Consider the following 15,163-nt stretch of genomic DNA (forward strand, 5'->3'; position numbering starts at 1 on the left):
TTTTAATTTCAGAATAAATATATTTGCAGTCCATAAAAAATCATTGATGTTTACAAAAATTGTTGTCCACAGAGTCGGAAATAAAATTAACGGAGAATCGCTTCTGCTTTCACAGGAAGAGCTTCAATTGGATGAAGGAACGGTAGAAATGCTGGAAAATTATTTCTTAGGTTCGTTCAAAACTGAAGAAACTTATCAATTCTACAGTGACACTTATTTGGTTAATAATCCTGTTTACAGTGCGGTTTCAGAGATTTTTGAAGATAAAGATAAGTTCCTTTGGGAAGCAGAAAACATCGCAAAACATCTTTTCGAAGCAGCAGAAAACCCGAGAGTTCAGGGTGGAGAATTATTCATTGTTTTCTTTGAAGATGAAAAAGAGGGCGACGAAAAAGTACACAAAATCGGAATCTTTAAAACTGAAAAAAGAGATTCTTTCCTGAAAATATTTCCTAAAAATGAAACTTTCGAGCTTGAAAAAGATCAGGGAATCAGTCTTTCAAAAATTGATAAAGCAGCGTTGATTTACAATAACGGAAAAGAAAATGGCTACGTTCTTTCTGTGGTTGACAACAACAAAAACGGGGATATGTATTACTGGTTTGAAGATTTTCTAAAGGTAAAACAGCGTGACGACGAATATTTTCATACACAGGAGGCTTTGATGGTTTATAAAGATTATATTACTAAACAGCTTCCGCAGGAATTTGAGGTTTCAAAGGCAGATCAGGCAGATTTTCTGAATCAGTCTATCAACTTTTTTAAAGAAAAGGAAGAATTTAAATTAGATGATTTTGCAGCTGAGGTTTTGAAAGACGAGCACGTGATAGAGAGTTTTAATAATTTTAAAACCGATTATGAGCAGGAAATGCAAATCAATATTGCTGAAGAATTTCCAATCAGTGAAGCGGCAGTGAAAAAAACGCAGAGGCATTTCAAAAGTATTATCAAATTAGATAAAAACTTTCATATTTACATTCACGGAGACCGCAAAATGCTGGAACAGGGTCAGGATGAAAAAGGGAAATTTTATATGTTGTATTTTGATAAAGAAGTATAAAAAACACTATAATTTGTATTGATTTTAAAATGGGTAATTCGCGAGAATATTTATATAAATTTGCGGATAAAGATTCATAATAGTTATATTGGTTAAGATTTATAAATATTCTTAAAATTATATTAATGAATTTTAACTTATATTAAAATTGTGACATATTTCACAAATCGTATCTCAATCATAAATTTAAGAGATCAATTATAAGTATATTTGGTATTTAATATTTCTTATGAATTTCGTAGAATGTCACGAAGAGCCCATTCACATACCTGGGCATGTACAAAGTTTTGGATACCTTATTGGCGTTTGTTCAGTATCTGAGACGATTAATTTCTGCAGTGAAAACATCTGTGAAATTTTCGATATCTCCAATGCTGAAGCACTTTTAGGTAAAAGAATTTCAGATTTCCCTGTCATTCACAGTTTGCTTTCTGAGTCTGACATATACAGACATGTAAATGATTATACAAAAAGGGAAAACGAAACTTATTTTGATAAAATTAATATAGATCAAAAGAAATACCATTTTTCACTTTTTAGAAATGGTTTTAATATTTTTTTGGAATTTGAAGAGGTTGTTGACAATCCTCACAAAAGAATTACCAATAAATATGATAACTTTTATATTATAGACAACGATCAGGGAATTTGGGATCAGTTGCTTACTACGGTTTCCAATATCATCAATTATGACCGCATGATGGTTTATAAATTTATGGATGATGGTTCCGGTAAAGTGATTTCAGAAATCAATAACGGCGTTCTGGAAAGTTATGCAGGTCTGCATTATCCCGAGCACGACATCCCAAGACAGGCAAGAGAACTCTACCTGAAAAAAAGAAAAAGAATATTCAGCAATGCTTACGCAGAGCCTGTAGCTATCATCAGCAAAATAGATACACCTGTTAACCTTACATATGCCAGCGCAAGAGCAATGTCGCCTATTCATGGGCAGTATGTTAAAAATTCCGGTGCCGCATCCAGTTTCAGTATCTCAATTATTATAGATGATAAACTTTGGGGATTGGTGACTTGCCAAAATAAGGAAGCGAAGCATGTGGATCTCGAAGACCGTGTGCAGGCTGGTATATTTACTGTTTTGGCATCCAATGCGTTTTCGTCTTTTAAATCTAAAAAAGATCTGGAATACCGTTTGGATCTTGATGTAAAATTGTCTTTTCTGAAATCTGAATTTTTAAAATACAATACACTTTTCGAAAGTCTGGCTTCTAATAAAAGAGAGCTCAGAAATCTACCTAAAGCCGATGGTTTTGTGGTTATTTCAGATGCTGATAAAATTACCGATGGGGTAGTTCCGACTTGTGAAACAATTCAGAAAATTGTTGATTGGGCGTACGATAATACTTCGGAAAATATCTTTATCAGCAGTAGTTTTTTAAAGGATTACGGAGATGAACTGGGCCTTGACAGTAAAGCTGCAGGAGTGATTATTTACTTTGTTGAAAGGAGTAAAAATGAAATCTTAATCTGGTTCAGAAAAGAATTTGACGAACATATCAATTGGGCAGGAAATCCCGAAAAGAAAATAGAAGTTTTCTCTCAAAACGGAATAGACAGAAAAACAGTATCGCCACGCACCTCGTTTCAGGTTTTCACAGAAAATATTAAAGGAAACTCGAAAAGATGGAGTTCTAAAAGCGATATTGCAGTAAAGTCGATCAGAGATCTGATTTTGGGAACTTCTCACAAACAGTATATCATGATCAAAAAGCTGAATGATCAGCTTAAAAAAGTAAATGAAGAACTGGATAGTTTCTCTTACACAATTTCGCACGATTTGGGAACACCGCTTACAGTAATGAAACTGAATGCACAGATGCTTCTCAAAAGCCTTGTGAATGCAGATGAAAAAGATAAAAAGAAGATCAGGTCTATCATTGGTGAGATTGATAATATGGCAGAAATGATGCAGAATGTTCTTCAGCTCAGCCGTGCAAAACACAGTGAGATTCTTCTAGAAAAAATCGAAACTGAAAGTACCATAGAAAAAATCACAGAAAATGCCAAAATGACTTACAATACTCCGCACAGTACTGTAGTTATAAAAGAATGTCCGGAAGTGCTTGCGGATCGTACCATGCTCCATCAGGTTTTCCTGAATATCATCAACAATGCGATTAAATATTCTTCTGATAAAGAACAGCCTTTAATTGAAATTGAAGGTTCAGAAAGTGGCGATTATATTATTTACCATGTGAGAGACAACGGTATCGGAATTCCGGAATCTGAGCAGCATAAAATGTTTAAGATTTTCAACAGGATGGACAATGCCAAAAAATTCAAAGGAAACGGTGTTGGATTATCTATTGTTCACAGAATAATGAACAGACTCGGCGGAAAAGTGGAGTATGAAAGCAATAATGGAGGAACTTGTTTTATTTTAACGTTTCAAAAACCTAAATTTGCTGAAATATAAATCTTTTAGCAAAATAAAAAATGGTTTCAGAATATCTAAAACAAAACACGGCAGACCTTCACGATGCAGCTGAGAAATTATTCAATTCAGACAAAATTTTCAACAAAACTTTTACTTTTGATGATTATAAAAAAATCATCAGAAATAATTATTTAATGCTTTTAAATTCTGAAAATCAAATAATTGAAAGTTTATCATTTAACTTTTCAGATAAACTTCAGCTCGATCAGCGTAAAAAATTATCTGTGATTGAAAAAGATTTATCAAGTCTTTCATTAGAAGCAGAGCAGGCTTCACAGAAAGTGGAAATTTCCAATCAAAATGAAGCTTTAGGAATGCTTTATGTGATTGAAGGTTCTACTTTAGGTGGAAACGTAATTGCAAAACAACTTTCAAAAACGGAAGGTTTTGAGGATGTTACTTTCAATTTCTTCGGATGTTACAAAGAGAATACCGGCTCAATGTGGAAAAATTTCAAAGAAGTTTTAGATACTGAGGTGAAGGAAGAAGGCTATGACGAAGTGCTTTCAGGAGCTAAAAAGCTGTATACGCTTCTATTAAATATTAATTAATTTTCTTAAATTATAATTAAAATTCCCGAAAGATTGCTCAATTTTTCGGGAATTTGTACATTTGGGAAGCAAAAATTTAAATTAACAAATAAATAATAAAAGTAATATTATGAAAGTAACCGTAGTAGGTGCAGGTGCTGTAGGAGCAAGTTGTGCAGAATACATCGCAATGAAAGACTTCTGTTCAGAGGTAGTTTTGGTAGATATCAAAGAAGGTTTTGCTGAAGGAAAAGCAATGGACTTGATGCAGACTGCATCTTTGAACGGATTTGATACAAAAATTACTGGTACAACAGGAGATTACAGCAAAACAGCAGGTTCTCATGTAGCAGTAATCACTTCCGGAATTCCAAGAAAACCGGGAATGACGAGAGAAGAATTAATCGGTATCAATGCGGGAATCGTAAAAGAAGTTACTGAAAACTTAGTAAAAAATTCTCCAGAAGTAATCATCATCGTGGTTTCAAACCCAATGGATACTATGGCTTATTTGGTACACAAAACTTCAGGTCTTCCTAAGCACAAGATCATCGGTATGGGTGGTGCTTTGGATTCTGCAAGATTCAAATACAGATTGGCAGAAGCTCTTGAGGCTCCAATCTCAGACGTAGACGGTATGGTAATCGCTGCTCACAGTGATACTGGAATGTTACCTTTATTGAGCAAAGCAACAAGAAACGGAGTTCCTGTAACGGAGTTTCTGGATGATGCTAAACAAAAATATGTAATTGAAGAAACTAAAGTTGGTGGTGCTACATTAACTAAATTATTGGGTACTTCAGCTTGGTATGCTCCGGGTGCGGCAGTTTCTGTAATGGTTCAGGCAATCGCTTGCGATCAGAAGAAAATGATTCCTTGTTCATTAATGCTTGACGGAGAATATGGCGAAAGCGATATCTGTTTAGGTGTTCCTGCAATCATCGGGAAAAACGGTGTTGAAAGGATTGTAAACATCACTTTAACTGAAGAAGAAAAAGCTAAGTTTGCTGAAGCTGCACAAGCCGTAAGAGAAGTAAACGGAGATTTGAAATTCTAATTGGAATTACGAATTCATAGATAATCTGCATATCCAAAGGGTATGTAGATTTTTTTTGCTTTATTCGGAAAATGTTTACTATATTTATTAAGAATAAGTAATTGTATTTCTCCTATGTACGATGTTACCGATGAGCTCAAGAAAACAGGTTTTAGTATTAATACTGTAAAATGGATTGTTGAAAGAAATAACGGCAGTCTGGATATCAATACCCAGGAATATTTCTGTATCCTCGTAGCCATGGATGATTTTGAAATCAATATTCAAGGCAGACCACATTATGTGAAAGAAAGCAGTATGTTGTTTGCAGGGCCTCATAAAGAAGTTTCTTTGAGAAATGTTGAAAATAAAGAAATTTATAATATCGCATTTTCTGCGGCATTTTATGAACAAAGTTCTATCGATTCCCTGTTTTTAAATTCAACATTGTTTTTCAACTACGAATCTGATGTTTTTATAGTTCCGATGAATCCTAGTAAAGAAATTATAAGAAAATTTATTATTGATAGATTAGGGAAATTCTTAGATAAAAGTGAAACACTCTATATTTCTGCGGCTCACCATACAGTTAAAGCTTTGATTTTGGATGCTATGTTGTTTGCGGATGATCATCAAATTGAGATTACAGACAATCTTGATTATGTGTCATGCGTAAATAGATTTCGTGTGCTTTTACAGAAAGATTTTAAAGAACATAAAATTGTATCATATTACGCACAGGCACTTCATGTAACATCGCGCAAGCTTACAGAAATGACAGAATTTGTCACCGGTAAAACAGCAAAGCAGATTATCACCGAAAAAGTAATCGCAGAATGCTATAAACTTTTAAAATACAGTGGATTTACGATATCTGAAATATCTTATAGATTAGGTTTTTCCAATGAAGGAAATTTTACTCATTTCATAAAGAAAAATACCGGAAAAAATCCGAGTGAAATAAAGGCAATGAGTGATTCTGGAACCATGGTTCAGTTTTGATTATTAATTAATAATTTACTGTTAACTCTATTTTTCAGCTGTTATAATTCTCGTTTTGTAAAGGTGTTCTTTTTAAGATATTTCAATTTTTCAGATACTTATTTTTCAATTTCAATTTTCATATTTACTTATGTTTAAGAGATTTGGTTAATTTGTTAATGAAAAATTAACATTTTTTGATAATTTTTTTTCTTCCTATATTGATTCGTGTTTTGTGAATTTTTTTCATTTTATTCTATAGATTAATTTTTTAAATAATCCTATTATATAAATTTTGTTTATTTTTTTTATAATTTTTCTTGTTTTGAATAAAAATACATTTTGAAACTTAGAATTGCAACAAAAAAAATTACAATTAATTTATCTTTTTTTACAAACTGTTATGATTGTAGTCACAGTAAATTTGCATTCGAAATAAAACACACTCTTTTGATGAAATTATTCTTATTGTTATTTAAAATATAATAGAAACAATCTGTCTTTAGAAACATCAGAATTCCTTTCTGTGATTTAAAGTAATTTTTACTGAGTATTTTAAACTTAACTGTTATTTGGTTTCTTAACACAAAATCAAATAGCACATGTAACAATAGGTATTTCAATAGATGATACACTAAAAAAAAAAAGAAAAAAAATGTTACACTACCTTCAAAAAAATTCTGCGCTAAGCAATTCCTGCTGATTAATAATCTAATCACCAGCTCCCAAACACTAAGCTATTAAATTTCGAGATTGATCCTGCACATGCTTCGGCTTGTTGTAAGGCAATTCAGTGATTTTTATTTTAATATGAATGCAATTTTTTCCTTTTGGGAAATTTTGTACGCATATCTTTTTGACAAAATCCTGCTTTTTTTAAACTCAAAAAAACTGACTGTACTCAAAAGTACCGTCATAGAAAATCTATGCTTATGAATAAAATCAATTTATTACTGTATCTGTTTGTTTTTATGGTGATTGGCGCAAATTACAATGCCCAAACAGTCTTTTTTGAAGACTTTGGAACTGCGACTACAAGACAAACTTCACCTTATATGCCGTCAGGCAGTTTTTCTTTTGGTACACCTTACAATGCCACTTCAAATACAAATTATGATGTCTATATGATTAATAATAATCGTTATGCTGTAGTTGCTCCGGGATATATAAAATCTCAGGTAAGACCGAGTACAACTGATTATTATTTCTGGACGGCAGCATACAATGCTACAGGTGTTGATGCTTTGGGTTTAACACCGCAGACTACTGTTGTAAAGGACATGTCTGGTACTTCGACGGGTGCTGTGATGGTTGTCAACGCAGGAACTACACTCAATAGTTTCTATGAAAGAAATGCATCAGTTGAATTGGGGCAAACCTATAAAGTTTCATTTTATGCTTATTTGGTAAACAGCCCAATGTGGATCAGCCTTGATGTAAAAGATGTTGTTACAGGAAATGTTTTAGGAACAGTAAGTTCTGGTTATGTCAATAATGCAAATACAGGCGGCAACTGGGGAAATGCTTATGAACTTTATTTCAGAATGCCTGCAACTTCTTCTGCATGTGTGGGAAATCAAATTAAAATTTCTCTTAGAAATAATCTGGCACAAGATGCTAACAATGATTATTTTATTGATAATATCGCTTTAGAAAAAGTTTCTAACACACCTAATAATACCACTACAGTAAGCTGCCCATCAAACTACACTCTTGATTCTGATGGAGATGGAATTGCGGATATTTGTGATCTTGATGATGACAACGACGGAATTCTGGATATTAACGAAAACAGTTGTGTGCTGAATGGTCAAACAGTAAGAATCGGCTACATTCCTAACGCCAGAGATACTGATACTGATAACGGATATACTTTTGATGGTCAGTATATGAATAATTCTGGCAGAACAAAACTGCTAACTGCTGCCAATTTTGGTGCCAACGGAACAGTAAAAGCAAACATTGTGCTTGTGCCAATGACCGGAACAATAACCAAAACATCTATTGAAAATTTAAATTTGAATGCAATATTTTTAGGAGGCATAGATAATTCGGTGGATTCTTATTTATCAACAGCCGAATTAAACGCTATTAAAGATTGGTCAGATGATGCTTTGCAAAATTTTGTAGTTGTTACACAGATTCAGGCTAAAGCGTGGGGAGCTACGATTACTCAAGGAAATGTAAATCCTGACAAACCAACTTCTTATGGAAGTGCTTCACCGATTTTTAACGGGCCTTTTGGCACAATCACACAATTTGAGCAGGCAGGTACATATCAGGCTTATTTCAACAGCATCAATTCCGTTTGCTCACCCCAGCCATTGGCGGTGGATAATAGTAACAGAGCCGTAATGTATATCGACGGACTTTATAATGATTTAATTATTGCAGACGTTGATATTCTTACGAATTTGGGTGGGAATAATGTGACCAACGGTGCTAATATCACTTCAAACGGAGACCGGCTTTTTGCCAATATCTGGGCATTTGTGGTACAGCAGTCATTTTGTGGAGATCTTGATACAGATTCAGATGGAACTCCAAACAGATTAGATTTAAACTCTGATAACGATGCTTGTTTTGATGCTATTGAAGGTGATGAAAATGTAATCTACTCCCAGGTAAATTCTATCGGAAGAATTACGGGAACTGTTGATTCAAACGGAATTCCTGTGATTGTAAATTCTGGTGGTGCTGCAGATATTGGCGGTGATGCCGGACAGGGAATAGGGGTATCTCAAGATAAAAATATTGACGGATGTGGATGCTACAAAAACTCTGTAATTACAGGTCAAGGACTACCCACAAACTCAGGAATTACATCTCTGCAAAGAGCAGGCGCTACAAATGGTAACTGGCCAATGGTGAGAAGAGGAGCATGGACGGTGATGGAATCTAAAACCAAAGGCTTTGTACCCAACAGACTTACAACTCAGCAGATTGGAAATTTACCAGCTGCAGATTTAATAGAAGGGATGATGGTTTACAATGTCGATCTGGATTGTCTTCAAATCAATACAAACGGTACAGCAGCTGGCTGGAAATGCTTCAAAGATCAAACCTGCCCAGATCTTTACTAAAATATTTTTAATACGAAATAAAAAATAAACCGTACACAGAATTACACGTACAAAGAATCTAAGCACACAAAATTACACTCAAGAAAAAAGAAAAAAAGAAAAAAAATGAGAATTTTATTAACGTTCAGTATTATACTGAGCACACTATCTGCGCAGGCTCAAGTGGCGATTGGTAAAGCAAATGTAACCAATTCTACAGTATCACTTGAGTTTGGAGATACAGAAAAAAGAGGGGTCATCCTCCCATGGGTTACCAAATCAGATGATATGACTACCGCAGTGAACGGAACTATGGTTTATGATCTTACATCATTAAAGGTAAAAGTAAAATACGCAACCGGCTGGAAAGATCTTACAATAGACACAACAGGGAAAACTACGGATCCGGTAAGTGGTGTAAACGGAATCACAATACAAAACTCAGCCTCAGAAAGTGGTTCAGCAAAAGTAAGCATTGGTACACCAACATCTACACCGGGGATTTTAGTTTTGGAAGACAGCAACAAAGCAATGGTTTTACCAAAAGTTGCCAGTCCGGAAAGAAACATTGTCAACCCTTCGCCGGGAATGATGGTTTATGATACTACCACAAAGTCTTTAGCCATTTTCAACGGAACGGTTTGGTCTTTTTGGAAGGCTTAAAACCTTATACAAATTAAAGTAAAAGGCTGTCGGGGTCTCCTGCAGCCTTTCTTAATATAAATATGATTATCTGAGTTTAAAAAGAGACTAATTACTTTTTACATTCTTTAAAATTAAGTTTAAAAACAATCCGTCACCAATTCCATATTCACCATTGCTCCGGCAACATTTCCAGTCATTACAGCATTGGCAACCGAACGCATTGGTGAAGAATTGTCACCACAGACAAAAACTCCGGGAATATTTGTTTTCTGCATAAAATCAGTTTTAATATGTCCCATTTCCGTAAACTCACAACCCAAAATCTGCGGAATCCCAGAATGTTGCTGAAATGGAAACGCACCATAAACCGCCTCAAATTCAATTTCACTTCCATCATTGAAAGCTAGACTTTTCACATAACCATTTTCATGCTTCAGCTCTGTAATTTCAGTTTCAATAATTTCAATTTGATTATTATTGAGTTTCTCTAATTGTTCTGGACTAAAATTGGCTCTTCCTCCCGTAAGAATCGAAACATCTTCAGTCAAATTTTTTACTAGAGAAGTAATATGAAAAGCTCTGTCACCATTAGCAATAATTCCTGTTTTTTTGCCTTTGTATTCATATCCATGACAATACGGACAATGAATAAGTGAAATACCCCAGGCTTCTTTAAAACCTTTGATGTTAGGAATCTCATCAACAATTCCTGTGGCAACAATCAGTTTTTTTGACTTAAATTTCTCTCCATTTTCAGTCGTAACTTCAAAACCGGAATCTGTTTTTAGAGCCGAAATGGCTTTTCCATTAAAAAATTCTACAGTTTCATATTCTAAAACTTGATTTTTAGCTAAATCAGAAATTTCTTGTGGTGTTTTTCCATCCTGAGTCAGGAAATTTTGAGAATGAGGCGTTTGTCTATTACATGGTTTTCCGCTGTCGATGACCAAAGTTTTTCTCAAAGATCTGCCTAATGCCATTGCTGCAGAAAGCCCTGAATAACTTCCACCGATGATGATTACTTCATATTCTGTCTTGAACATAATTTTTGATTTGGGTTTAATTGAATCATTTCCTCTTTGAATTATTTGCCAAAGTTAGAATAATTTTTTATTATTGCAACATAATCGCATTAACAAGAATGAACAGAAGAAGTACACCTACGAAAGATGCCGTTTTGAATGTTTTGGCAGGCTCAAAAAAAGCAATGAGCCAGGAAGCCATTATGAAGAAAGTGGCGTTAAATATGGATAGAGCTACAGTTTACCGTGTCTTAAACCGTTTCTGCGAAGACGGAGTTCTCCACAGAATTGTTGCCGAAGACGGAAAACAATATTTTGCAGTCTGCATCAAATGTGAAGAAAAAAAACTGGCAGACCATCATTTTCATTTCAGATGTACAAAATGCGAAACGATAGAATGTCTGCCAATTGAAGTTCAGTTTTCCTTAGAAAAAGGGTATTATGTGGAAAGTGTAAATTGTATTCTCGCCGGAGTTTGTAAAGATTGCGCCTAGGATAATATTTTTTTATAGTTGAAATTATTTCACTGGTGAAAAGCGATGTTTCGTTGTATAAAGCACAATCTGAATAATAACCAACGTAATAAGAATCCCAATTCTCACAGATGCGTTTTCAGAAAACCGATTTCGGATTACTTCAATGTAACTTATTTTTTCTACTGCAAATTCTTTAAGTTGATTAATTTCTTTAAAGCTGTTAACTTTTTCTACCTGGGAATTGATTTCAGATTCATTTAATGACGATGCAACATTTATAAGGTTGATATTGCTCATCAAAAGCCATCCAAATAATATGACGGAAATGAATAAAAGACATGGTCTGAAAAACTTCATAACTGAGTTGATTTTTGTGTGAAAAAGGATTGTTTCAAATTTAACGAAAGAGTTTTAAGTATGAAATAATCTCTTAAAAATAATCTTATTAAACATATATCTTTAAGGAAGCTTTATTTACATACATAATACGGCTGTGTTATGAGGTACAATACGCTCATGTTGGTATGACCAATACGGGCGTATTGTACTGTTCATGATAGTCGGTTCGCATGTTCTAATTTCGCGGGTCTTCATATAAGGGGTAAAATTAATTAATCAAAATTTCACACACCAAAACTTTTAAACCATTAAATTTGCGTCACAAAAAGATATATACAATGTTTAAGAAAATTTCGGTTGCCGCGCTTGCTCTTCTGTCGGTAGCCACGATGAATGCTCAGAAAAATAAAAAAGCCAATGAGTTGGTAAGACCAAAATTGGTGGTAGGTCTGGTGATAGATCAGATGAGGTGGGATTATCTGTACCGTTTTTATGATAAGTACGGTGAAGAAGGGTTTAAAAGAATGCTCAACAAAGGTTTTTCGTTTAATAATGTGATGATTCCTTATGTTCCGACGGTTACAGCCATTGGTCATACCACTATTTATACAGGTTCAGTTCCCTCGATTCACGGGATTGCCGGAAATGACTGGACAGACAGAGAAACCGGAAAAAATGTCTACTGTACCACAGATACTGAAGTAAAAGGTATTGGTACGAACGATAAGATTGGCGGACATTCTCCAAAAAATCTCTGGAGTACAACGATTACAGATCAGTTGAGGATTGCAAGTAATTTTCAGTCTAAAGTGGTCGGCGTTTCACTGAAAGACAGAGCATCTATTTTACCGGCCGGTCATAACCCGACAGGCGCTTTTTGGTTTGATGAAACTAATGGAAATTTCGTCACAAGTTCTTATTACATGAGCAGTCTACCAGAATGGGTAAACAGATTTAATGAACAAAAATTAGCCGAAAAACTGGTTGCCAACGGATGGAATACTTTATTGCCCATCACAGAATATACAGAAAGTACAAGAGACGATGTGCCTTGGGAAAAACCTGTAGGAACAGCAATAACGCCTACCTTTCCTTACAACAATCTTGCAAAAGACTACGCTGTGAATAAAGGCGTTTTGAGAACGACACCTTTCGGAAATACCTATACTTTGAAGTTTGCTGAAGCTGCTATCGACGGTTATCAGTTGGGCAAAGATCAGATTACAGATTTTCTTGCCATCAATGTGGCTTCCACAGATTACGTGGGTCACGCTTACGGACCCAATGCGATTGAAGTGGAAGATACTTATCTGAGACTGGATATTGAACTGGCGAATTTCTTTAAAATGCTTGACCAGAAAGTAGGAAAGGGCGAATATCTTGTTTTCCTTTCTGCAGATCACGGTGGCGCTCATGCAGAGGGTTACATGAAAGAAAATAAAATGCTGACCGGATTTTTTGACGATGGTTTAGAGAAAAACCTCGGAGCTGAACTCGAATCAAAATATGCCGCAAGCAAACTGATTTTAGGTATAGACAATTATCAGATTTACCTTGACCACAAACTCATCAAAGATAAAAAACTGGATGAGGTTGCCATCAAAAAAAGCATTATTGAAAATTTAAATAAAGATCCACGGGTTTTATACGCAGTTGATCTGAAAGATGTTGCCAACGCTCCGATTCCGGAGCCGATAAAAACCAGAGTGATCAATGGTTATAATTGGCAACGAAGCGGTGATATTCAAATCGTTTCTCATGACGGAATGCTACCGACTTATGCTAAAAAAGGAACCACTCACAGCGTATGGAATTCTTATGACGCTCACATTCCATTGATCTTTATGGGCTGGAAAGTGCCTCAGGGAGAAAGCAATGCGCCGCATTTTATGACAGATATTGCTCCAACCATCTCACAGTTTTTAAGAATTGAAAACCCAAGCGGAAACGTTGGACAACCTTTGACTGAAGTTTTAGGAAAATAATTTATTTAAATACAGACAGAATCCCCGCAAATTCACTTTTGCGGGGATTCTTTATTTTTACAAACCTTGAAGGTTTAAATACTAAAGTAAATTTTATGAATATTATTCAGCGCTTTCATCCTCAGCATCAGTTTCTTCCTCATCCTCGTATTGTTCCAAATAATAAGCAAAAGAAAATCCTTCAGAATCGTCGTCTTCATTACCACCGTCTTCAATATCTTCTAAAGTAGTGAGTAAATCTTCAAAAATCTCAAGCTGATCGACGCTCATGTTGACGAATTCAAGGTGCAAAGGCATTTCCAGCTCGCCGGAAATCACATCAGATAGTGCATCCAGATTATCCCCAAAATGTTCCGGAAGTTTTATTTTTTCTTTGAGCTGAGTATAAAAATCTTCGTAGTCTCCGATGTCTGTAAAGTCGATGTATATTGTATTCATAGTTTAATTTAAATTCTAAAGTGCAAATTTACGGTTATCAAATTAATTAAACTTCCAATTTTTAGTTTTAAGAAAATCCTTGCACTTTTTGCAAAAATCAATCTCGTCATCCGTTGGGTTTTTTCCCTCTGCATCTCTCATAAAACAGGTTTTTTCAGTACAATGGTCAAGACCTTGTGTGTGCCCAATTTCGTGGATTGCGACTTTAAAAAACTGTTCGTTCCTATTGTTTTTATTTAATCTAAAGCTTGAGGCAACACATGATTTCCCAGGTTGATATCCTAATCCCATCACTCCGAAATCTTTTACTGATCCCTTCGTTGTGCTAATGTCTTTTGTTGTTAAGCCAATTTTTACGAATCCCTTTTCCGTGTTTTGGCTTAAATATTTAATGATGGAATCCGCTCTGTACCTATTTCTGTCTTTAAAATAAGCTTCTTTCGGTAGATCGATGGATTCAAGAATTTTTACGTGCGGATAAATCTTTTTAATTTGATCTGTAACAATGTTTGTTGTTTCCGAATTCATGTCTTTGAAAGGTTGAATCAAAATAACAACTTCTTTATTACCCTGTAAAATATCGTTTTTTTTATCGTTACAAGAGCAGTTTAATAAAAAGATTAATGCGAAAAGCAACCACCTACTTCTTCTCAAAACTTCCATAATGATTTTTCGTTAAGTAAACGGCTCCGTCTTTAGCAAAAACAATTCGGTCTGAATTTCGGTTTCCACAGCTGTAATTCACGTCTGCTTCAAAATATTTTTCTCCTTTTGGCAGTTTTCCTTCACGGTTTCCAAAGTAATCTCCGCCAATGGCTTTTCCAGGCAAAACTTCACACAGATTTCCCTTAGAAGGATTCCAACCTTGCTTTTTTGCTTCGTTTTTGGTTAAATAATAATCCGGAAGCTTATGGTTTTTTTTTACATAATTAATAACTGTGTTTTCATTAGTCAGAGCATCAATAGATTGCTGAGCAGATTCATTAATCGATGCTTCTGAAACCTTTTCAGTCTTGGGTTGTGGTTTTTTCGCTGCGATAAAATTATTATAAATATACATCGCAGACATCCCGAAAAGGAGCCCGAGGCAGGCAAAAAAAAGCGAGCGCATTTTAGGATTCATATAATATA

General features: G+C 34.8%; 14 protein-coding genes. 9 read left to right on the top strand and 5 right to left on the bottom strand.

Annotated features, from left to right (window positions below; genetic code table 11):
* The first annotated feature begins 46 nt into the window (after positions 1–46).
* From AC2A1G_RS02860 to AC2A1G_RS02890, 7 genes are all read left to right on the top strand, one after another.
* Positions 47–1,060 (top strand): nucleoid-associated protein, encoded by a 1,014-nt coding sequence (locus AC2A1G_RS02860; protein WP_191734687.1) that lies wholly within the window; start codon positions 47–49, stop codon positions 1,058–1,060.
* A 229-nt stretch (positions 1,061–1,289) separates the two neighbouring features.
* The gene (locus AC2A1G_RS02865) at positions 1,290–3,497 is read left to right on the top strand and encodes an ATP-binding protein (RefSeq protein WP_484045443.1); all 2,208 of its coding nucleotides are present in this window, start codon (positions 1,290–1,292) and stop codon (positions 3,495–3,497) included.
* A gap of 20 nt (positions 3,498–3,517) precedes the next feature.
* Complete coding sequence (locus AC2A1G_RS02870; protein WP_484045444.1) at positions 3,518–4,069, top strand: biliverdin-producing heme oxygenase; 552 nt, start codon at positions 3,518–3,520, stop codon at positions 4,067–4,069.
* 109 nt (positions 4,070–4,178) lie between these two features.
* Positions 4,179–5,105, top strand: coding sequence for a malate dehydrogenase (locus AC2A1G_RS02875; protein WP_484045445.1), 927 nt, complete (start codon positions 4,179–4,181; stop codon positions 5,103–5,105).
* A 114-nt stretch (positions 5,106–5,219) separates the two neighbouring features.
* A complete protein-coding gene (locus tag AC2A1G_RS02880) occupies positions 5,220–6,086 on the top strand; it encodes a helix-turn-helix domain-containing protein (protein ID WP_484045446.1) in 867 nt (288 codons plus the stop codon).
* Positions 6,087–6,997: 911 nt separating this feature from the next.
* Positions 6,998–9,148, top strand: a complete 2,151-nt coding sequence (locus tag AC2A1G_RS02885) for a hypothetical protein (protein ID WP_484045447.1) — start codon at positions 6,998–7,000, stop codon at positions 9,146–9,148.
* A 105-nt stretch (positions 9,149–9,253) separates the two neighbouring features.
* Complete coding sequence (locus AC2A1G_RS02890; RefSeq protein WP_484045448.1) at positions 9,254–9,790, top strand: hypothetical protein; 537 nt, start codon at positions 9,254–9,256, stop codon at positions 9,788–9,790.
* A 119-nt stretch (positions 9,791–9,909) separates the two neighbouring features.
* Here AC2A1G_RS02890 and AC2A1G_RS02895 read toward each other — a convergent pair whose 3' ends face one another.
* Positions 9,910–10,815: an NAD(P)/FAD-dependent oxidoreductase gene (locus AC2A1G_RS02895; protein ID WP_484045449.1), complete on the bottom strand. Its 906-nt coding sequence runs from the start codon at positions 10,813–10,815 to the stop codon at positions 9,910–9,912.
* A 98-nt stretch (positions 10,816–10,913) separates the two neighbouring features.
* Between AC2A1G_RS02895 and AC2A1G_RS02900 the strand changes: the two genes are divergently transcribed.
* On the top strand, positions 10,914–11,288 hold the full coding sequence (locus AC2A1G_RS02900; RefSeq protein ID WP_484045450.1) for a Fur family transcriptional regulator: 375 nt from the start codon (positions 10,914–10,916) through the stop codon (positions 11,286–11,288).
* 24 nt (positions 11,289–11,312) lie between these two features.
* Here the strand turns inward: AC2A1G_RS02900 and AC2A1G_RS02905 are convergent, their stop codons facing one another.
* On the bottom strand, positions 11,313–11,627 hold the full coding sequence (locus AC2A1G_RS02905) for a hypothetical protein (RefSeq protein ID WP_484045451.1): 315 nt from the start codon (positions 11,625–11,627) through the stop codon (positions 11,313–11,315).
* A 320-nt stretch (positions 11,628–11,947) separates the two neighbouring features.
* On the opposite strand from AC2A1G_RS02905, the gene pafA reads away from it, so the two are divergent.
* On the top strand, positions 11,948–13,594 hold the full coding sequence (gene pafA, locus AC2A1G_RS02910; protein ID WP_484045452.1) for an alkaline phosphatase PafA: 1,647 nt from the start codon (positions 11,948–11,950) through the stop codon (positions 13,592–13,594).
* 102 nt (positions 13,595–13,696) lie between these two features.
* On the opposite strand, the gene AC2A1G_RS02915 is transcribed toward pafA, so the two are convergent.
* The 3 genes from AC2A1G_RS02915 to AC2A1G_RS02925 form a co-directional block, all read right to left on the bottom strand.
* Entirely contained in the window at positions 13,697–14,032 is a 336-nt protein-coding gene (locus AC2A1G_RS02915) for a barstar family protein (protein ID WP_484045453.1), read from the bottom strand.
* 42 nt (positions 14,033–14,074) lie between these two features.
* Positions 14,075–14,560: a matrixin family metalloprotease gene (locus tag AC2A1G_RS02920; RefSeq protein WP_484045454.1), complete on the bottom strand. Its 486-nt coding sequence runs from the start codon at positions 14,558–14,560 to the stop codon at positions 14,075–14,077.
* Positions 14,561–14,672: 112 nt separating this feature from the next.
* On the bottom strand, positions 14,673–15,155 hold the full coding sequence (locus AC2A1G_RS02925; protein ID WP_484045455.1) for a ribonuclease domain-containing protein: 483 nt from the start codon (positions 15,153–15,155) through the stop codon (positions 14,673–14,675).
* Positions 15,156–15,163: the final 8 nt, after the last annotated feature.

The sequence above is a fragment of the Chryseobacterium sp. HNCC26DJ240 genome, assembly GCF_057180485.1.